Here is a 19290-nt window from a genome sequence, read left to right as displayed (position 1 = left end):
CGATGCCATTCCAAATCAGCGAAGGGTCGGCACGCGCGACCCGATACCCGTCAGGTCCCTCTTGACTCCCGCGCCGACCCTATCATAAACCCACAAAATGGATACAATACCCGAAAAGCGGGAGCAGCTTTCACGATGTCCAATGCGATCCTCCCCCCCCCCGGAACGCTGGCCGGCGACGAAGATCTTTTAGTCGCAGCGGCTCGCGGAATGCCCTCGCTCGCGCCGGCCCGCGGCCGCGACCGCGGCGTGGGGCCATTTCGCAGAATGGTTCTTCGCGGGGCGACGGTCATCAATGGTACCGGAGCGCCTCCAATGGGGCCGATCGACATCGTAATTGAGAACGGCCGCATAACCCAGGTGGTGTCCGTGGGCTTCCCCAAGATGCCAATCAATCCTGAGCGCCGCCCACCTCGGGGAGACTTTGAGATCGACTGCCACGGGAAATGGGTAACGCCGGGATTCGTCGATTCTCACGTGCATACCGGTATCTCATCTCACGCCGCGAACGGCGAGCAGCCGCCGGTCGAATACGTTTACAAGCTCTGGTTGGCGCACGGCATCACGACCGTCCGTGATATGTGGTCGGCAAACGGGCTGGGCTGGACACTCCAACAGAAAGCGGCGTCCGAAGCCAACGAGATCGCCGCGCCGCGTATTATGGCGTATGCTGGGTTTCCGGCGCACGAAGGGCTCAACATCATTCACACGCCTGCGGAAGGGCGCGCTTGGCTGCGGGCCGTCGCCAAAAGAGGCGCAGACGGTATCAAATTCTACGGCGCCTCGCCTGCAATCTTTAAAGCCGCCCTTGAAGAATCGAAGGCACTTGGCCTCCGCAGCGGCTGCCATCACCCACAGATGGCGCTTTCTCGATTAAATGCACTGACGACGGCCAGCTGGGGACTCACAAGCACAGAACATTTTTACGGTGTCCCCGAAGCTATGTTTGAGCGCACCAGGTTGCAGCCGTACCCGGCCAACTATGATTATATGGACGAATACCTGCGGTATAATAGCAGCAGCCAGAACTTTGTTCACGCGGCTGAGCCTGGCAGTGCGAAATGGAACGAAACGCTCGACCGCTTCCTCGAACTTGACCATACGTTCGTTCCCACGCTTGCCATCCTAGAGGCTAACCGGGACCTGATGCGGGCGAGGCGCGCTGACTGGCACGACAAATATACGCACAAGACCCTGTGGGACTTTTTTGAGCCGCAGCGCGCCAACCATGGGTCGTACTGGTTTGCATGGTCGACGCGAAACGAGGTCGAGTGGAAGGAGCATTTCCGTCGATGGTCTGCTTTTGTATACGACTATATGAAGAGAGGCGGCCGCGTTTGTCCGGCGAGTGATGCAGGGTTCCTATATCAGATCTACGGATTCTGCTTCATTCGCGACCTCGAATGGTTCCAAGAAGCCGGTTTCCACGCTCTGGAAATTATTCGCGCTGCAACGATGTTAGCTGCAGAATTAATGGGACTGGCCGACGAGATTGGCACGGTCGAGGTAGGGAAGTGCGCTGACCTGTTGGTCCACCAAGAAAACCCGCTCGAGGATCTGAAATTTCTTTACGGAACGGGCGCGCTCCGCCTAAATGACGCGACAGGTAGCTCTGAATGGCGGCGCGGCCTCCAATACACAATCCGCAACGGAGTGGTCTATGATACGGGCGAGCTGCTAGCGGATGTACGAGAAATCGTGGCGCGCAGCTGGGCGGGCGCGAATATCGACACGTTGCTCGGTCAAGACAACGTATGAGCGTCAATGACCAGAAAGTTTACCCGCAGGTCTTTCTACTAACGGGCTTTCTCGGAAGTGGAAAAACTTCGCTCATTCTTGACTATCTTCAAGACCGCAAGGCCGCCAACACCGGCGTTATTGTCAACGAAGTCGGTCAGATTGACGTGGACGGCGCTCTCATCACCACCGGGCGCAACGGGCTTCCCCTCGCGACACTACATAACGGTTGCATATGCTGTTCGCTGAATAGCGATCTGCCTAACGCCATATTCGCTCTGCTCGCGGAAAAGGAAGCTGTTGGAGCCCACCCATTGGAGCGCATCATTGTTGAAACGAGTGGCCTGTCGAAGCCTTCCCCCATCCTAAGATCGCTGCTCGATATCGGCATGCCCCTGCGAACGACTGTGTTGTCGACCTATGATGGTGAGCACGGGCCAGACACGACAGCTCGCTTCGAGGAGGCGGTCGCCCAGCTCGCCGCCGCTCAGAAGATCGTGGTTACCAAGGTTGATCGCGTCGATGAGCTAAGTTCGAGACGCGCAGGCCAGGCCGCCGCGTATCTAAATCCGCTCGCGGCGATCGTGAATGAGCGAGACCGTACGAAACGTGCGCGGCTTGCCTTTGCGAGCATTCAAAAGCCACTTCGATCGAGTTTTCCGATTGTAGCACGTCAGGAGCCGCAGAGCTTCCAACACACTAGGATGAAAGTCTTTTTGATCAAATTTGAAGCTCCCCAATGGGAGCAACTCGTTGAGTGGATCGAGAATCTGGTGGGATACTGTGGTGATCGCTTACTGCGGGCGAAAGGGTACGTTAGCGTCGGAGGACGTCGAATCTTTATTCAGGGGGTTGGCGGGACATTTGACCGACCGCGCGAGATCGCTGACGACTTGCAGAGGGACGACGGACTAATCGTCATCGCGCGGGACCTAGCGCGAGAAGATTTTTCCACGATAGAGCCGCCCCTCAAACTGCAAGTGCAGGCGTTGTAAGATGGCGTGAGAACATGAAGACGCTTCTAAAGCCGACTGCCAGGCGAATTTTCTTTGGCAATGTGACACTCTTCGTTATGTCTCTCCTCCCATCATCGGTGTCGAGTTGCTGCCGGGCGATGCTGCCCAATCCATACTCGGCGGGAATGCCACTCCTGAAAATATAGGCGTCTTGAGAGAGGAGCTGGCCTCAACGTCCCGCGCATCGAATGCTATCTCCCTTGGCGTGGCGGGGTTCTGACGGGCGAGCTTTGATAGATCACACCGCATCGAGAGATTTCCAGCCTCATCGATACTCGCTTGGAGTCACCCTCTGCCTGGGAAGATTCGCGCCCGTCATCGCAGTGCGGGCTGCACTTGGCCTTTGCAACCTCGTCTGCGACCTACAGACATCCAATGTTGGATCGAGCTACAATGTCACAGCATTGATTTCGATGTCGCCTACTGAATTTTCCCTTTGCTACTTGATCATCCTTCTTCTCGGCGTAAAATCGGACCCTTCCCAGGCATCTCGAACATCAGCCCCGATCTTGATTTGGGAGAACGTCTCTATCGGACGGCGCTACCAGCGTTTGCCTTCGCACTGAGGTGTTCGCCTCCTTATGCGCATGACGTGTGCGGCGAGTGTCAATCTTTGGCGCAGCGATGCATCCAAATGGCGCGCCTCAAGGGTGCGGGTCCGCTAGAGTGTGGTTCGTGAGAACGCTGCGCTCATCGTCTGGGCGAGATCGAATCGGTATTGCCCGACGCGACCATTGCGGTTGTTCGCGATTGCGATCATCTTTACTGTTGACTGGCTTTGCTATCGAGCGGGCGGGCTAAAGGCATGAGCGGCATAATATCTACCGGCCTGTTACTCCAGATAATCGGCCTAACGGTCCAACCGAGAGTGGATCATGCCTGACACGCCTTTTGACACATGTCCGGCGGTCCCACCCAGAGCTGCTGGCGTTCGTGCCACGCTCCTGAAGCAGGCCGGCCATGGGAGCCTCGATGTTGAGCTTTCGACTCCAAAGCTGTGTTCAATGGTACAGTGAATGCTGCCCTGCTGTTCAAGGAGCAGGCTGCATTCGCCGGCGTTTCCCCAGCTTGGTCGACGTGGTCACGGATCAGCTGCAGCATGGGGGGGCTCGCTCGTAACTGGTCACTCGACGAAAACGTGCATCGATCGCTGGTGGTCTGAGAGTTCTAACACCGCCAGGAAAAGAGTTGGCCTGGCGATCTCCGATGTCCCCCTTTCATTCAAAAGTTATCGGGTGAATCATGATGGCCTCAAAGGAGCCTACTTGACGAACCGGCTTGCCCAACTGCGAAGGTGAGCCGCCGGAGCTGTCCAGCGTCCTGCTTTGCAAATCGCTTCTCATTCCGAGTACTCAGCAGAAATGGCGCACATCTCGAGGTCCGAAAATCGAGCTAAGATCCCAATTTACGGCCGTTGCTAGTTGACTTTGCGATAGGAAGTACCGATTATCAATACGTTGCCTCGTTTTTCGGAGCTGACGATGGTTCTTGACCTTCCGCGTGTGACCTACTCCAACGTCGGAGCCGATTTTTCCAAGGTGCATGCGTATCTGGACAAACTCATTCCCAGTTTCGAGAAAGAGTTTCTTGGTCGGGAGTGGTCGACGACCTTTTCAACAGGGCCGCTGAAGAAAATCGCAAGTCCGATCAGTCCTGAGCTTTCTCTGGGGCGATTTCCAATCTCCACCGATGCTGACGTGGCGCGTGCAATCGCATCGGCGCGTATGGGCGCTAACCTTTGGGCGCGTACGTCTCTCGAAGAGCGGCTTGCCTTCGCCCAGCGATGGCGGGCCGCCCTCGCGGCGCAAAAGTATGAGCTCGGCCTTGCAGGACTCTACGAAATCGGAAAATCCCGCGTTGAGGCTATCGGCGAGGCCGAAGAATCCCTCGACATGGTGGAGTACTACTCGTCGGAGTTGAAGACGAACAATGGCTATACGCGCCGTATGAACGAATTGGTGTCGAATGAGGCCGTCAGAAGCATAATGAAACCCTACGGGGTCTTTGCGGTCATAGCCCCCTTCAATTTCCCGCTCGCACTATCGATAGGCATGCTGTCAGGCGCTCTGCTGACTGGTAATTCGGTCGTTTTCAAGCCTTCCCCAGGGTGCTCTTTGACCGGCTTGTTGATAGCGGAGACGCTGCGCAAGGCCGGCTTGCCGGACCGAGTGTTCAATATTGTCCTTGGGGATGGGAAGGTCGGGAGACTGCTCGCCACGAGCGACGGCATCGACGGCGTTGCGTTCACCGGCTCGCACAGGACGGGGATGAGTATCTTCCGCCATGTCGCGATGCTGCCGCACACGAAGCCGGTGATCGCCGAGATGGGCGGCAAGAACCCCGCCTATGTCACGCAAACCGCCAATCTGGAGCAGGCCGCGCAAGGAGTGGCAAGATCCGCTTTCGGATTGCAGGGGCAAAAATGCTCCGCTTGCTCGGTCGTTTACGTCGACAACGTGGTGAAGCAGCCGTTCATCAGTAAGCTCGTGGACTTTTCCTCCAAGCTAATCGTGGGCGACCCCAGAAGGGCAGAGAGCTTCATGGGACCCGTCTATGGCGACGCTGCGGTCGAACGTTTTAGAAGCGCGCTTTGCGAGGTGAATCGCAGCGGTAAAGTCCATTTTGGTGGCGAGATGCTCGGCCAGGGCTTTGCCGACAACTATGTCCTGCCGACAGCGGTCGAGCTCGACGGGCCGAGTAAACTTACTCGAGAAGAGTTGTTCATTCCATTCGTTGTTGTTCGCGGCGTGGAAGATCTTGAAGCCGCGATCGCCGAAGGCAACGACGTCGCTTATGGGTTGTCAGCTGGAATATTTACCCGCGACCAGAATGAGTTGCAGTACTTCCTCACGACGGCAGAAGCAGGCGTTCTCTATGCCAACCGCGCTAGTGGCGCCACGACCGGCGCGTGGCCCGGCGCACAACCTTTCTGCGGCTGGAAAGGTACGGGGGTCAGCGGTAAGGGTGGCCTCGGCGCATGGTACCTCCCGCAGTACATGCGCGAGCAAAGCCACACGATCATGATCACCTGACTATTGAAGGCGCGTGCCCCGCTTCGCGGCCATCAGTCATACCCCTTACTTGGTTTCCAAGTCATGCCGCACCATCCCGGCGCCACAGTCACATCCCCCCTTCCATTCCAGAGGCCCGGAAAGTTCATGCCCGGCGGCGACACCGCGATCAGGTGTCATCGATCATTTCCCCATCTACATTGCACGCAGTGACGTGCTGAGGGTCTGAACGCAGCCCGTAACGCTACTAGACATCAAATAACTTCACCCCACGATCCACGGCTACAGCCACCCGGATGGAGGGCAGACGTGAGCAATCAGATTCAGCTGCGCGCCATCGCAAAGACATTTGATGAGATCGGAGGGCCGGCTACAGCCCGCTCGATTAGAACGTAACCGCCGAGAGCCAAAAGCGAAATGGATGATAAATGACCGCTTCTCCTCATGCCGTCGTGATTGGGGCGGGTACGCTCGGAATGTGCTCGGCATTCAGCCTGGCCGAGCATGGAGTGCGTGTTACCGTTCTTGACGCTCGATCCATAGCTTCGGGTTCAAGTGGCCGCTCGGTAGGGGTGGTGGGAACGCAGCTTACCAATCCTTTCGATATTCTACTGCGTATTCATTCGGTGCGACAGTTGCGTGATTGGGAAAGTCTCGGACTTGGCTTCAACCATATAGGCTACCTACGCCTCGCCCGCACCGCCAAACAGATGGAGCTGTTCGCACAATCCGTAAAGATACAGGAGGACGCCGGCTTCAGGTCTCGCCTCTATCAAGCGCGCGAGCTGCAACAGCTCATTCCTCATATCAACCCTGATGGCCTCCAAGGAGGATTGTTCGGACCCGACGATGGATTTCTCGACCCCCATGAAATGTGTACCTTCTTGGCCGAGAAGGTGCGAGCGCTCGGCGGCAACATTTTTCAGTTCTGTGAACTTGTCGATGTAAAGCGACGGTACGGCGGTTACAAACTGGATACCAGCAAGGGCAGGATCGATTGCGACTTTGTCGTCAACGCGGCTGGCGCTTGGGCCCCTGCCGTTGCCGAGACTTTCGGACAGACGCTACACATCTGTCCACAGCGGCACGAGGCAGTGACAATCCACCTCGATGAGTCACTCGATTATACGATGCCGATGGTGATGGATCTCGTGAACGGGGAGGGCACTGGCCTCAACTTCCGTCATGAGAAGCGGAACGAACTGATTGCCGAAATTCACAAGGTCGGCTCGCCGCTTCCGGAGGACCCCGACAACTACAACGACCAATGCGAGGAGAATTCCAAAGTCAAGTTAGCGGAACTGCTTCTTGACCGTGTTCCGGAACTGCCTGGCGCGCGCCTCGGTCGAGGTTGGGCAGGACTTTATCCAGTCACCGCGGACCATCGACCCTTCGTCGGCGCCATCAAACCGTCCGAACCGACTCTGATCACCGCCGCCGGTGCCGGAGGCTATGGCATTCAGCTTGCGCCCGTCATAGGGACGATAGTTACCGACTGGGTACTCCACGGCGCTCCAGTATCGGTACCCGGCACCGAAATGCTGTCGCCTACTGCGGCAAGGAATGTTCCGGTGAATGCTCACGCATGTCTCCAAAGTGTCGCGGCTACGGAAGACTATTTGGGCTCGCCGAACCTCTAAGACGCATTAGTCCTACTGTGTCATAATTGGACCGGAGGCAACCGCAAGAAGGAAATCCAGTTCACTGACCTCGGGAAACGCCTCATCGTATCCCTCCAGCGGCGACCGCCTTATCAAGGTCAGGCGTCTTTCAACGGAGGCGACGTTAAGTCTTACCTTAAGGTCATGCCGCGATCCAGGTGAAGGTATTGCGCCCCGGAAGTGATCTTGCCGCTAGGCTTTATCCAGGTTGAAGGGTGCTTTGGCCTCATGAATGTCTCAATCAAGACACGGGATTTCTGGAAACAGCGTGCCGGCGGCGTATGCCTGTTCGTCGGTGCTCGCGGAAGCGTTCTTCGAGCTTGTGCTCGCAAGAATGCAAGAATGCAAGAATGTTCGCAAGCCGCGTGCTCCTTGCTCGATTGATGCGGCCTGTCATTCTCCTTCCTCTGGGGGCGTGTCACCGGTGACCTGCCGCTGAATTTCATCGAGCGGCAGTTAGAGTCTCGGGGTTTTGTACGCCAATTTGGTGCGGGTGGAGCAACGGACGATTGGCGGGATCGTCCGTTGCAGTGAGGTGGGCAGCGTAGGTCGCGCGAGTCAGGTATTTGAACAACGAGTGTGGGCGTTTGGAGATTGTAGTCGGCGACCCAATTGGCGATCTTGGCGCGAGCGGCGTCATCGAGATCGAAGAATAGGGTCTCGTTGAGCAACTCATAGCGCATCGACGAAGCCATTCTGCATGGGCTTTCCCGGTGCGATGAAGTGCCAATCGATGTCTGCGTCCTTGCACCAAGCCAGCATGGCGTTGCGGGTGAAACTCGGTGACATGGGCGGACATGATCATTCCTGGCTTTCGGCGTCGCTCGACGATTGCCGCGAGTTCTCGGGCCACGCGCCGCCTCGAGATCGACGTGTCCGGAATGGCCCCTAGGCATTTGGCCTTCGCTTCGACCAAGATGGAGCCCGTGGCCTCCACGGTCTTGCGGCAAGCACGCCGCTTGCGGCCGGTGGGCTCTTCCTCGCGATAAAGCCGGTAGATCCGGTTCATTTCCGACGGCTCGCCCTCCCGCCGCAGCAGGACGAACAGGCGGCGATAGCCCGCCGCTCGTTGGCGAGATTGCGCAATCGGCCACGCAGAACTGCGTCCGGCGGTCGGCTGCAGCCATAGCGGATCATCTTCCGATCCGCCCCACAATCGAGCAGGCCCGCCGTTCCAACAGGCTCATGACAGCCTGCAGATGCGCGACCGCGGCGCGCATGGTGGCGGAATTTTAAGGAGCTCGGAAGTGCGGCCGCATCGAGCATCTGCTCGGCCAGAAGCTTCTTCAGCTTCCCGTTCTCCTGCTCCAGGGCCTCATCCGCTTCGCCTTCAAAACGTCCATGCCGCCGAATTTGGCCTTCCAATTGTAGATCGTCGCCTCGCAGATCTCTTGCTTGCAAGCCAGAGGCCACGATAGATCATACGAACTCAACGATACGCCCCGCGACGGGCTCTCTTGGGACGGCGATGGCGTCCTTATGCCACCGGCGGCCATCGGAATTGGGCTCCAAAACATTTGGTGAAGGATGACAGCCATCTTTCTGGCAGCGCGACCGCCGCACGCTTGCTTCCTTGCCGGTCGCAACACGCACTGCCCAGGCCTTCATCGGAGACCATCGGCTTGATGGCCTGAGAACGACGTTGGCAGCTTCGAACAAGGCTGTGCGCGTCTCTTCATCTCCGACTTTTGTGATCCGTCCCACCCGATCAACCTCGCCAGATTGGTATCGCCGGGGCGTTACCCCGAGATAGGCGCCGACCGATTGGGAATGCAGGAATCGTTTGGGATCGTCCACAGTGGAGCGGAAGGTCAACGCAGAGACCGGGCCGATCCCCGGCATCCTCATCAAAAGCCGACAAGCCGGGTCACTGCGCACAGCCTTCAGAACGAGGCTGTGCAGTCGGGCGTACTCCCGCATCAGCGCTTCGCGTCCGGCAAGGAGCGGATTCATGATCGCCTCCAGTAAGGCGTCATCGCTGACCAATTCACGAACTCGCGTCGCGAACAGAGTCCACGAGAAGATTCCGACTTTGAGACCGAGCGGACGCAGAGTCCGCGGATGACTTGCTTTGCGGCAGCGATGGAGCGGATGATAGGCTTGCGAGCTGCGGCCAGCGTCCGCGCCCTTTGGCTGCCGATGCTCTTGATGTGAACAAGGCTTGAACCATCCCGTTCTCACCACCTGCGCGATCCCAGGAGCGTCATTCCGAACGGTCTTCACTGGCATTGCCGAAAGTGCCGCCTTAACTGGCGGGCTTCCAACCTGACGGCCGGCAGCCCCAGTTCGATTAGATTTGCGGTCAGCCATTCTGACATCGATCCTGCCTCAAGGCCTACCCCTCAACTTGACCAGCCCATGGTTCGAGACTACTGCACATCGATGGCGCGTCCGCCAACGTGTTTCCCTCCCGGATGAGCTTTCCGGTCTCGTCCACCGCGCATACCGCAACGGAATTCAGCGAAACATCGAGGCCACGTAGATCATGGCTCCTGCTTTCCGGGTGGAGTTGGTGCATGATCGTCAGCCACGGTCAGGCGATCGGGAAGGAATACCCCATCTCTTCCGTCAACCGTGCTCGCTTCATCTGCCCGTCGTTCTTCGGGCGGGACTCTAACTCCTTCTCGAGGAAATACTCCGTGGCAGGTCAATCACGGTGCCGACCCTAATTCGGGCTTTGCAGTCCAAATGTGGAAGTCCTCGCCGTGCCTGTGAGCACGACAAATATGGCCGGGTAGAAATGGCCCGCACCTGCCAATACTGGCAGTTTTCTTTAGGGGCCGTCTTTCGTATTTGATGCCCGGAAAGACGAAGCCATCTCCGGCAGCGTGTTCGACCAAGTGGTTATGATGGATAATACAATGAATCTTTTCGCGCGGGAAACGGCGTTCTGTGGAGAATCGCTGTCCGCCGGAGATGTTCAATCATTCAGCTCCTGGGAGGGACGATTTATCCTCGGTTCCTGAAACGCGAAGGGGCACAGGTAATGCCAAACATGCTTGAGCAACCACCTTCCGAAGAACTAACAAGGCAATATGATGCCTCTGGTTGGTACACGGCCGACGAACTCCGAGAATTGCTGTCGAGCTTGGCCGATCGATTGGTTGACACCATGTCGCCCCGCCAGCCGTTACCCGCCGCTGTTCCGACGCCTGCAAGTGTTCCGGAAGTGGGCCTCGGTATCACGGCACTGAACGATTTATGGTCCGAGATCGTGTCTGGGAGTGCCATGTTTGGTTGCCCCGGAATGATCGGGCACATGAACACCGCCCCAGATCCGATAGCATCTTTGACCGATGCGCTGGTTTCGCAGCTGAATAACAATCTCATCTTCCAAGAGCTGTCACCCGCGGCAAGTCAAATCGAAGAACTTCTTATAAGGGAGTTTGCGGCACGTCTCAATCTACCCGCAGAGACGACAGGTACGTTCTGCTCGGGCGGCTCTCTGGCCAATCTTACAGCTCTCTTCGCAGCTGTCGGAGGGTTCTCCGATGTATCCGGCCGCGAGAGCACGGCATTGGTGCTGAGCGAATCTGCACACTCGTCTATTCCGAAAGCTGCATCGGTTCTCGGAATCCCGCGTTCCAACGTTGTGCATCTGCCGACTGACGACGGTGGGCACATAAACCCAGATACTTTGGCCAACTTATTAAGACGATTGCCACCCCACAGTCGAAAAATTGTAGTGGCAACCTTGGGAACTACGCTGCAAGGCGCCGTTGATGACGTCTCAGCTATTTCAAAGGTCAGCAAATCTTACGATGCTTGGCTCCATGTCGATGCGGTGTATGGTGGCAATCTGGCGTTCAGCCTACGCCATCGGCACCTTCTCTACGGCCTAAACGAAGCGGACTCCATTGCCGTTGCACCTCAAAAATGGCTCTATGTACCGCGGCTGTGCGCTCTTGTCCTATTTCTCAAGAAAGAGACATTTAATCGCAATCTTGAGTGGCCGCTTCCGTATTCTCTGTCCGAAGGTCATCATCGCGGTCAATGGAGCATTCAGGCATCCCGACGCGCAGATGCGGTAACCCTTTGGGTTTTGCTGCAAATTGTGGGTGCAAAAGGTGTTGGCGATCGAGTTGATCGCAGCATCGATCTCGCGCAGTACTTGTTCCAGTTGCTCAACGGCCACCCGCGCTTCAAGCCACAGCACTCACCAAATCTAGCGTTGCAGCTCTTTCAGATCGATCCGCCAAACAAGTCGGGCGACCGCTTGACCCGCGTGCATCGCGAACTGACACAAAAGAGAACCTACTGGCTCAGCTTGGCGGAATGGCGCGGGCAAACCTATTTGCGCGCAGCGCTGCTCAATCCCGCGACCTGCGCTAGTCATCTGATTGAGCTTCTCGAAGAGTTGTGCGGTTGCAGTTGAACGAACGGTGTTAAGGAGAGCGCTGATTTTCCCCCAATAAAGTGAGCAGGGTTCGAGCCGATTTAGCTCCATCTCGACCGGGCTCATATAGCCGATGGCCGAATGTCTGCGATGGTGATTGTAGAAGCCTTCGAAGTAGCTGAAGATGTCGCGCTCTGGGCTTCATTGGGGCATATTGACGGTGATCGATAAGCTCGGCGGCGCGGCAAGGTTTTCGCCCGCGCTCCAGGAGGACCTCGTCGTCCTCACCGGTCGCCTTTTCGAGTTCTTCGCGGGTGAGATCCGTTGGGGGATTTCTAAACCCCACAACGATTAGTGCCACCAGCCAATGGATGCCAGCAAAACGCGGCTTTGCGATGTCGTCCGCGAGACCGGCGCCAAGACGATCCATTGTCTCTATGACTTCGGAACAGCTGGGACCATGTGATCAAGCTCGAAAAATGGTTCGACAACACCACGACAGAGGGCCTGCCCCTCCTGCTCGAGGCCGCCGGTCGTTGCCCTCCGGAAGACGTCGGCGGTGCGCCAGTTATGCCGAACACCTCGAAGCCAGCGGCGACCCCACCCATCCAGAGCACGAACAAATGCGCCTCTGGGGTGTGGAGCGGTTCGATCCCAACGCCGTCGACCGGAAGGCGCTCGAAGCCGCCGTCAACGCGTTGTCCGACACATGGAAGCTGCGGCGACGCGCCACGCAAGCAAAATATGCGTCAAGCGCCATTCAAAAGGGCCGCAGCGCTACGCTTACCATCGAGCTCGAGGCCGACTTAGATCATGGCTCCTCCTTTCCGGGTGGAGTTGGTCCATGATCGTCAGCCAAAACGTGCCGCGCGGCAAATCGGTCAGGCGATTGGGACCGAATACTCCACTCTTCCGTAAAGCGGTTGCGCTTCATGCTCCTGGTCCTCATATAGGCCAGAGCAAATGACCTGAGCCCCAACTTCATCCGCTGAAGAGTTCCGGTGACATTTGAGCCCAACGGGCTCGGTGGAGCAACGGGGCGCGGAGCCCTCGGCATAGAGCAGCGCGCTGCCCCGTTGCGGTCGGGGAGCATTACGATCGGCGAACTCGCTCGGGGTGAGGTGGCCGAGCGAGCTGTGCGGGCGAACGTTGTTGTAGTCGTCTTTCCATGTGCTCAGTGCGGCACGTGCCTGAGCCAGCGAAGTGAAGAGCGTCTCATTGAGGAGTTCGTCGCGCAGGCGGCCGTTGAAGCTCTCGATGAAGGCGTTCTGGGTGGGCTTGCCGGGGGCGATATAGTGCCGCTCGATCCGCATCTCATGGCACCAGCGCAGGATCGCCATGCCGGTCAGCTCGGTGCCGTTGTCGGAGACGCACATGACCGGACGATCACGCCAGGCGATGATGACCTCGAGTTCAGGCCACCCGCAGACCCGGCAGCGAGGTGTCGGCGACCAGCGCCAGGCATTCGCGGGCGAAGTCGTCGACGACCGCGAGGATGCGGAAGCGCCGGCCGTCGACAAAGGCATCCGACAGGAAGTCGAGGCTCCAGCGCTGGTTCGATCCCTGAGGGATCGCCATTGGCGCCCTCGTGCCGGCGCCCGTTTGCGCCCGCTGCGGCGGCGCACCTGCCGCAGTTCCTCGCGGTATAGACGGCGGAACTTCTTGTGGTTCATGGTGAGGCCCTCGCGGCGGAGTAGACGGCGGTAGCCGAACCGGCGGCGGACGCCGGCCAGTTCGCGCAGGCGGGTACGCACGGCGGCATCGTCCGGCCGGCAACTCCGATAGCGGTGGGACGTGCGATCTACGCCAAGTGCTGCACACGCCCGCCGCTCGCTCACCTCAAACGTAATTTGCAGGTGAGCAACGGCCTCTCGCATCGCGGCGGGCGTCACCATTTTTTTTGAGGCCACGTCCTTGAGCATGGCGTTGTCCAGCATCGCCTCGGCCAAAAGCTTCTTCAGCCTGGCGTTCTCGTCCTCCAGGCCGCCGTACTTACCTTTCCCACTTGTAGAACGTCGCGCTGCTGATCCCGTGCTTGCGACAGACGTCGGCGGTCGATGCCCCAGCTTCCTGCTCGCGCAGGATCCCAATGATCTGCTCTTCCGTGAACCGGCTCGTTTTCATCGTCCATCCCCCTAACCGGGTTATGGACTCTACCCATTTTTGGAGGAAATGCCGGGGCTCAGGTCACAAACTTCAATCTGAATTAAGTATAGGGGGTAAGCGATGTTCTCAGGCCACGGGCGAGCGTTCTTGGGTAGTGAGATAGGCCCAGGGTCGCAGTTCGTCGATCTGCCTGTTCGGGTGGTCGTTGATGATGCGGGTGATGACGTCGGCGAGATAGGCGTGGGGTTCGACGCCGATGAGCTTGCAGGTTTCGATCAGTGAGGCGATGATGGCCCAGTGTTCGCCGCCGCCGCCCGAGCCAGCGAACAGAGCGTTCTTGCGGTTGAGCCCGATTGGGCGGATAGCGCGCTCGACGACGTTGGAATCGATCCTCGATGCGGCCGTCGGCAATGAAGCGCGTCAGCCCGTCCCAACGCGACAGTGCATCGAATGGCCTCCGCGAGTTTGGTATTCCGAGCGCCTCGCTGGCGATCGGCGCGGGACCGGCCGCGGCGAGTTCGTAGAAGCGCCGGCGCACATGGGACCAGCAGAACGCCAGTTCAACGTCACCGCGCTCGGCCAGGACCCGATAGCCAGCATAACCGTCGACCTGGAGGATGCCGGCAAAACCCGCGAGGTCAGATCGACCGTTCGGCCTTGCGATCGGGAGCGTAGACATAGGCGACGGCGGGCGGGTCCGTGACGCCCCAGGGCCGGTCGTCGCGGGCATAATGAGATGGACGGTCCCCGCCCTGATAAGCTGCAGAGGGCACCCCAAGGAGGACAAGCTATGGCTATGATGACAATCGGGCTTGATATCTCGAAGAGCTGGTTTCAAATTCACTGTATTACGGCGGATGGAGAAATTATCCGCAAGAAGCTCGCCCGCGGGAAGGTCCTGGAGTTCTTTTCACGGCTTCCAAGTTGTCTCGTCGGTCTTGAGGCCTGCGGCAGCGCTCATCATTGGGCTCGCGAACTTATAAACCTCGGGCACAAAGCACGTCTCATGCCGGCTCGCTACGTTCGAGCCTACGTCAAGACGAACAAACATGACGCTGCTGATGCGGAGGCGTGCTGGGAAGCCGTCCAACGGCCTGGCATGCGCTTTGTGCCCGTAAAAAGCACCGAACAGCAGGGACTTTTAATGCTGCATCGGACGCGAGACTTGCTTGTTCGCCAGCGCACCGGCGCGATAAACGCCCTGCGTGGTCATTTAGGCGAGTTGGGGATCGTGACCGGGAAGGGTAAAGCAAACGCCAGAGAGCTTATGGGAATCGTGAATGTTGACGAGCGCACCCCACAGAGCGCGCGCAGCGCCCTTTCAATCCTCGTAGATCAGATCGAAGATCTTGAGCTGCACATTGAAAGCCAGGAGAAGATGATCCTTGCAACTGCCAAAGACAATGAAGTTTGTCGGCGTCTCATGAAGGTGGCGGGCATCGGCCCATTTGCCGCTACCGCGCTGGCTGCGTCTGTCGATCACCCACAACAGTTCGCTTCCGCAAGGCATTTCGCTGCCTGGCTTGGATTAGTACCGAAGCAGCATTCGACTGGGGGGAAGGAACGTTTAGGCGGCATCAGCAAACGTGGCGACGGCTACATTCGCAAATTGTTGATACATGGCGCCCGAGCAGCTGTTCATCGCGTCCGTATCCATCAGGTAGCCAATACCTGGATAACAGCGATGCTCGGCGACGTCCCTTCAACGTCGTGACGGTTGCGCTCGCTCACAAAACTGCACGGATCGCTTGGGCGATCATGGTCAATGGTGAAGAGTACCGCGCGCAAGTATAAAACGAGCGTGGTTCCCGTTTGCGAGGGCAAATAGCAGAGTGATGGCAACCGGTCGGACCGGGGTCGGCTAAGCCCGTTGGACCTATCGAGCTTTAGAGCCCGCCAACGTAATTGGGCGCCGGCCCGCGGATCTCATCAAGGCTCGTGGCATTGCCATAAAGCCGGATAGATAGCTGCAAACGATCGTTAGCGGGAACAAAGCAAATGACCTTGCAAAGCGGGGACCGTCCATAGATAGGCCCAAAGCTGGCCGGTCTTGGTGCGGCCGCGTCCGGGATCGAGCACCGGGGCGGTGGTCTCGTCGGCAAACAGTTTTGGCGACTGCTTCAGCCTCGCGAGCAGCCGCTCATTCACCGGCCGCAACAGGAAGGCTCCCCGCCCGACCCAATCGGCCAGGGTCGAGCGATCCAGGTCGAGGCCCTGGCGGGCCTAAATCTGAGCCTGCCGATACAGCGGCAGATGGTCCGCATATTTGGCGATGAGCACCTGCGCCACGGTGGCCTCGGTCGGTAGCCCGCCCTCGATCAGCTGCGCTGGCGCCGGTGCCTGCACCATGGTCTCGCAGGCCCGGCAGGCATACTTCGGCCGCCTTACGACTAGGACCCGGAGCTGGGCCGGGATGATATCCTGTCGTTCGCTCACATCCTCGCCGATCCGGTGCAGCGGCTGCTGACAGCACGGGCAGGCGTGACCGTCGAGGTCGATCAGCATCTCGACCCGCGGCAGATGCGTCGCCAGCGCTCCTTTGTTCCTGCGGCGCCGTGCGGCTTGGCTCGATCGCTCGGCCGCATTGGCTGCATCGGTGGCGGCATCACCACTCGCCTCGACCTGCTCGACCTCCTCCAGGCCGAGTAGCAACTGGTCCTCCGGCAGCGTCTCGGCCCGGCGGCCGAAGCGATGACGCTGCAACTCCTTAATGATCTGCTCGAGCCGCGCGGCGCGCGCCCGTTCGGCCAGCAGCATCGCCTTGAGCGTGCCGGGATCGTCCGGAAGCGTGTCGGCCGTCGTCGCCATGATGCGATTACACCATGCGTCACGGCCCCCCGCGAGCGCGACATGCATACTGATTCACTGTGCCGCAGTTCAACTCGGCTGGATCGGCGACGGTGTCTCGCGCGCAGCGTGGACGCGCTTCCAGTCCAATCCTTCGAGCAGGGCCGACAGCTGCGCCACGGTCAGGCGAATGATCCCATCCTGCACGTTGGGCCAGCAGAACGAACCGGTCTCAAGCCGCTTGGCGAACAGGCACACAGTCGTGCCATCCAATAGATCAGCTCACCCGGTCGGCGCGCTTGGCGCGGAACACATACACGGCGCCGGAGAACGGATCGGCCTGGATGCTCTCACGCACCAGGGCCGCGAGCCCTTCGGCATCCTTGCGGAAATCGACCGGCCTGGTCGCCACCATCACCCGCACCGTGCCCGTCGGACCGATCACGTGCAGGTCTTCAGCGCATGGATCACGGCCGCAACCGTCGCGGCATCCGCGCCTCCGCCGACCCGAACCGCGACGCCGTTGATCTCGAGCTCGATGATGCCGCTGTTCTCGGCGCCCTCGGGCGCCTTCCGGAGGCGTCGGCGCTGCCGCGGTGAGCGCTCCGGCGGCGTGGACGATGGGGTAACGACAGCGGGCACGAACGTCTGCGGCTCGGGAGCCACAGGGATCGCAACCGGTTGTCGCATTTGCCGGCGCCACGTAAACAGCTGTTGCGGCGACAATCCGTGCCGCCGCGCGACCTCCGATACCACAGCACCCGGGGCCAGCGTCTCCTCGACGAACCGCGCCTTGTCGTCGGCCGAGAACTGCCGGCGTTCCGTGATGACCTCGACCCGACGAACCGAGGTCCTAGGCTCAAGCATATGGTCAAGCTTAGAGGCAAGCCGATCTCCAATCAGAGATCGATCATTCTTCGCTCGACGCCTTCAATGAAAGGTGGGGCCGAAACAGCGCTTACACAGGGGGCAAGGTCAGGGCAAATCCAACGATCGCGGCGCACTCAGAACTGGATAAAGCTTGGGGTAAGGTCAGTTCACCCCGCAGGAAGGTGCGCCAAGGCTCCGCGCGTGCGAACGCTGCTTAAGACCAGCTACTTGATGAACGAGCCGCTTGTTCAGCTGTGTATGAGCATTCTCTATGAAGCGCCCTAACGATTCCGAGCACATTGTTAGCGATGCTGCTGCGGCCCTGTAGCGCGCAAGTTTCTGCAAAAATCCGAACTCGGAGACTGCCGTCCCGAAATGCCTTCCTCCGACTACCAGTTTCTACTTCCATGATCGAGACGTTGCATCCCTGGATCTTGCGGAGACTCGCACCTTTCATTTGCGCCTCACGCCAATCAACTCACTAGTCAATCCTAGCCTCCAGGTTAATCATGCGGTGAACCTTACCTTCGAAATTGGTCGCCCAGATCTCTCCATTAGCAAGCTCACGCACGTAGTCCGGGATGATTGGCATCTTGCCCAGACCACCCGTACCATCGACTACAAAAGTAGGCACCGCAGGACCGCTAATGAAGCCTCGCAAGCCATGGTGTAACTTTAAGATGGCGTTAAGCGTAAGTTGATAAGCGTGGTTTCCCTCGGCAGCATCACACGAATAGCAGTAGTATGGACGAATGCCGCAAGAGACAAGGCGCATGCAAAGATCGCGCAAAATAGCAACTTCGTCGTTTACTCCCTTCAATAAGACCGATTGATTGCCGATCATCGTGCCAGTCTTGCGCAGCATTTTGATACGCTCGACAAAGAGCGGGGTTATCTCCTTGGGGTGGTTGACGTGAAGGTTAATCATCTGCACGTCATATCGCTCAATGATGGCACAGAGTTCAGGAGTAATTCGAGTTGGGAGCTGTACAGGTAGGCGACTTCCCATACGTAGAAATTTAACGTGCGGTGCTCTACCCCTGATTTGGCTAAGAATATCTTCCAATTGTCGGTCGCTCAGGAATAGTGGGTCTCCACCAGATACAAGACAATCGTCGATTTCTGGATGAGATTCTAAGTAACGAAATCCGTTCTCAAGCTGCCGCTTATTGACCACCCTTTCTCCCTGAGAAACAAACCTTTTGCGAGTGCAATATCGGCAATACGTTCCACAGTTCGTTGTGACGAGAAAGAGTACGCGGTTCGGATACCGATGCACAACAGTGCTACCATCTTTCATATCGTGGTCTTCCGATAGACTATCAGCGAGTTCATAATCTCTAAGTTTTAGCTCTCCCTGAAACGGCATGTACTGTCTACGAATCGGGCAGTTCGGATTGTCGCGATCCATCAACTGCGCCAGATATGGTGTTACTCGCATGTCGAAATGGTCATAGATTGACATATCGACTTCCTCAACGTTGTTGAGAACGCCTTTCATTTCCTGATGTGTCCTGTAGCGACGCTGCAACGCCTGTTGCCAGCCCTCCGAAGTTACGTCACAGGCTTCCAGTTCTTCCCGCGTGCGGAGAATTTTATCCGACGAGTCGAGTTCAGCTGCCCTTGTACCAAGATTGCTCGATTCTACTGCAAAACCCATATTGTCCTCACAAGGCGCAACAACTTTGCCGTCTCGACTTCTGTGCGTCCGGACGATCGTGCTGGTGTGTTGCGCTTTCACCGGCCTCTCGGCCACAGCGAACGGT

General features: G+C 58.2%; 11 protein-coding genes and 7 pseudogenes. 9 read left to right on the top strand and 9 right to left on the bottom strand.

What is annotated here, in order from left to right; translation table 11 throughout:
• Positions 1-135: 135 nt before the first annotated feature.
• From QA645_RS39960 to QA645_RS39945, 4 genes are all read left to right on the top strand, one after another.
• Positions 136-1758 carry an amidohydrolase family protein gene (locus QA645_RS39960; protein WP_283046472.1) on the top strand — a complete coding sequence of 541 codons (1623 nt, stop codon included), beginning with the start codon at positions 136-138 and terminating at the stop codon, positions 1756-1758.
• On the top strand, positions 1755-2732 hold the full coding sequence (locus tag QA645_RS39955) for a CobW family GTP-binding protein (protein ID WP_283046471.1): 978 nt from the start codon (positions 1755-1757) through the stop codon (positions 2730-2732). The genes QA645_RS39960 and QA645_RS39955 overlap by 4 nt, the downstream gene beginning before the upstream one ends.
• Before the next feature lie 1502 nt (positions 2733-4234).
• Complete coding sequence (locus QA645_RS39950) at positions 4235-5785, top strand: aldehyde dehydrogenase family protein (RefSeq protein ID WP_283046470.1); 1551 nt, start codon at positions 4235-4237, stop codon at positions 5783-5785.
• A gap of 407 nt (positions 5786-6192) precedes the next feature.
• A complete protein-coding gene (locus QA645_RS39945; protein WP_283046469.1) occupies positions 6193-7404 on the top strand; it encodes an FAD-binding oxidoreductase in 1212 nt (403 codons plus the stop codon).
• Between the two features lie 544 nt (positions 7405-7948).
• Here the strand turns inward: QA645_RS39945 and QA645_RS39940 are convergent.
• Both QA645_RS39940 and QA645_RS39935 read right to left on the bottom strand, forming a co-directional pair.
• Positions 7949-8813 (bottom strand): annotated as a pseudogene (locus tag QA645_RS39940) (integrase core domain-containing protein); the annotation flags it as partial.
• Positions 8814-8844: 31 nt separating this feature from the next.
• Complete coding sequence (locus QA645_RS39935) at positions 8845-9378, bottom strand: transposase (RefSeq protein WP_283046468.1); 534 nt, start codon at positions 9376-9378, stop codon at positions 8845-8847.
• 1033 nt (positions 9379-10411) lie between these two features.
• Here QA645_RS39935 and QA645_RS39930 point away from each other — a divergent pair.
• The 4 genes and pseudogenes from QA645_RS39930 to QA645_RS39925 all read left to right on the top strand — a co-directional run bounded on the left by QA645_RS39930 (position 10412) and on the right by QA645_RS39925 (position 12609).
• Positions 10412-11800: an aminotransferase class V-fold PLP-dependent enzyme gene (locus QA645_RS39930; protein WP_283046467.1), complete on the top strand. Its 1389-nt coding sequence runs from the start codon at positions 10412-10414 to the stop codon at positions 11798-11800.
• 423 nt (positions 11801-12223) lie between these two features.
• A pseudogene (locus QA645_RS43435) lies at positions 12224-12271 on the top strand (plasmid pRiA4b ORF-3 family protein); the annotation flags it as partial.
• 26 nt (positions 12272-12297) lie between these two features.
• A pseudogene (locus QA645_RS43430) lies at positions 12298-12378 on the top strand (hypothetical protein); the annotation flags it as partial.
• Between the two features lie 6 nt (positions 12379-12384).
• On the top strand, positions 12385-12609 hold the full coding sequence (locus QA645_RS39925) for a hypothetical protein (protein WP_283046466.1): 225 nt from the start codon (positions 12385-12387) through the stop codon (positions 12607-12609).
• A 252-nt stretch (positions 12610-12861) separates the two neighbouring features.
• On the opposite strand, the pseudogene QA645_RS39920 reads toward QA645_RS39925, so the two are convergent.
• Both QA645_RS39920 and QA645_RS39915 read right to left on the bottom strand, forming a co-directional pair.
• Positions 12862-13885 (bottom strand): annotated as a pseudogene (locus QA645_RS39920) (IS3 family transposase); the annotation flags it as partial.
• Between the two features lie 108 nt (positions 13886-13993).
• A pseudogene (locus QA645_RS39915) lies at positions 13994-14598 on the bottom strand (transposase); the annotation flags it as partial.
• Between the two features lie 59 nt (positions 14599-14657).
• On the opposite strand from QA645_RS39915, the pseudogene QA645_RS39910 reads away from it, so the two are divergent.
• Positions 14658-15661 (top strand): annotated as a pseudogene (locus QA645_RS39910) (IS110 family transposase).
• A 234-nt stretch (positions 15662-15895) separates the two neighbouring features.
• Here the strand turns inward: QA645_RS39910 and QA645_RS39905 are convergent.
• The 5 genes and pseudogenes from QA645_RS39905 to QA645_RS39885 all read right to left on the bottom strand — a co-directional run.
• A pseudogene (locus QA645_RS39905) lies at positions 15896-16675 on the bottom strand (IS66 family transposase); the annotation flags it as partial.
• Between the two features lie 69 nt (positions 16676-16744).
• Positions 16745-16927 (bottom strand): IS66 family insertion sequence element accessory protein TnpB, encoded by a 183-nt coding sequence (gene tnpB, locus QA645_RS39900; RefSeq protein ID WP_283046465.1) that lies wholly within the window; start codon positions 16925-16927, stop codon positions 16745-16747.
• Between the two features lie 4 nt (positions 16928-16931).
• Positions 16932-17099, bottom strand: coding sequence for an IS66 family insertion sequence element accessory protein TnpB (gene tnpB, locus QA645_RS39895; RefSeq protein ID WP_283046464.1), 168 nt, complete (start codon positions 17097-17099; stop codon positions 16932-16934).
• Positions 17096-17521, bottom strand: coding sequence for a transposase (locus tag QA645_RS39890; RefSeq protein ID WP_283046463.1), 426 nt, complete (start codon positions 17519-17521; stop codon positions 17096-17098). Before QA645_RS39890 ends, tnpB (QA645_RS39895) begins: the two co-directional genes overlap by 4 nt.
• 484 nt (positions 17522-18005) lie before the next feature.
• On the bottom strand, positions 18006-19265 hold the full coding sequence (locus QA645_RS39885; protein WP_283046462.1) for a KamA family radical SAM protein: 1260 nt from the start codon (positions 19263-19265) through the stop codon (positions 18006-18008).
• Between the last annotated feature and the right edge of the window lie 25 nt (positions 19266-19290).

The organism is Bradyrhizobium sp. CIAT3101, from assembly GCF_029714945.1.
GTDB lineage: Bacteria > Pseudomonadota > Alphaproteobacteria > Rhizobiales > Xanthobacteraceae > Bradyrhizobium.
Note: the sequence above shows the minus strand (reverse complement) of the source record. Positions and strands in the feature narration are given on the sequence as shown.

Coding starts and splice junctions, on each gene's coding strand:
- QA645_RS39960 (WP_283046472.1), top strand. CDS start 136: ATGTCCAATGCGATCCTCCCCCCCCCCGGAACGCTGGCCGGCGACGAA.
- QA645_RS39955 (WP_283046471.1), top strand. CDS start 1,755: ATGAGCGTCAATGACCAGAAAGTTTACCCGCAGGTCTTTCTACTAACG.
- QA645_RS39950 (WP_283046470.1), top strand. CDS start 4,235: ATGGTTCTTGACCTTCCGCGTGTGACCTACTCCAACGTCGGAGCCGAT.
- QA645_RS39945 (WP_283046469.1), top strand. CDS start 6,193: ATGACCGCTTCTCCTCATGCCGTCGTGATTGGGGCGGGTACGCTCGGA.
- QA645_RS39935 (WP_283046468.1), bottom strand. CDS start 9,378: ATGAATCCGCTCCTTGCCGGACGCGAAGCGCTGATGCGGGAGTACGCC.
- QA645_RS39930 (WP_283046467.1), top strand. CDS start 10,412: ATGCCAAACATGCTTGAGCAACCACCTTCCGAAGAACTAACAAGGCAA.
- QA645_RS39925 (WP_283046466.1), top strand. CDS start 12,385: ATGCGCCTCTGGGGTGTGGAGCGGTTCGATCCCAACGCCGTCGACCGG.
- QA645_RS39890 (WP_283046463.1), bottom strand. CDS start 17,521: ATGCTTGAGCCTAGGACCTCGGTTCGTCGGGTCGAGGTCATCACGGAA.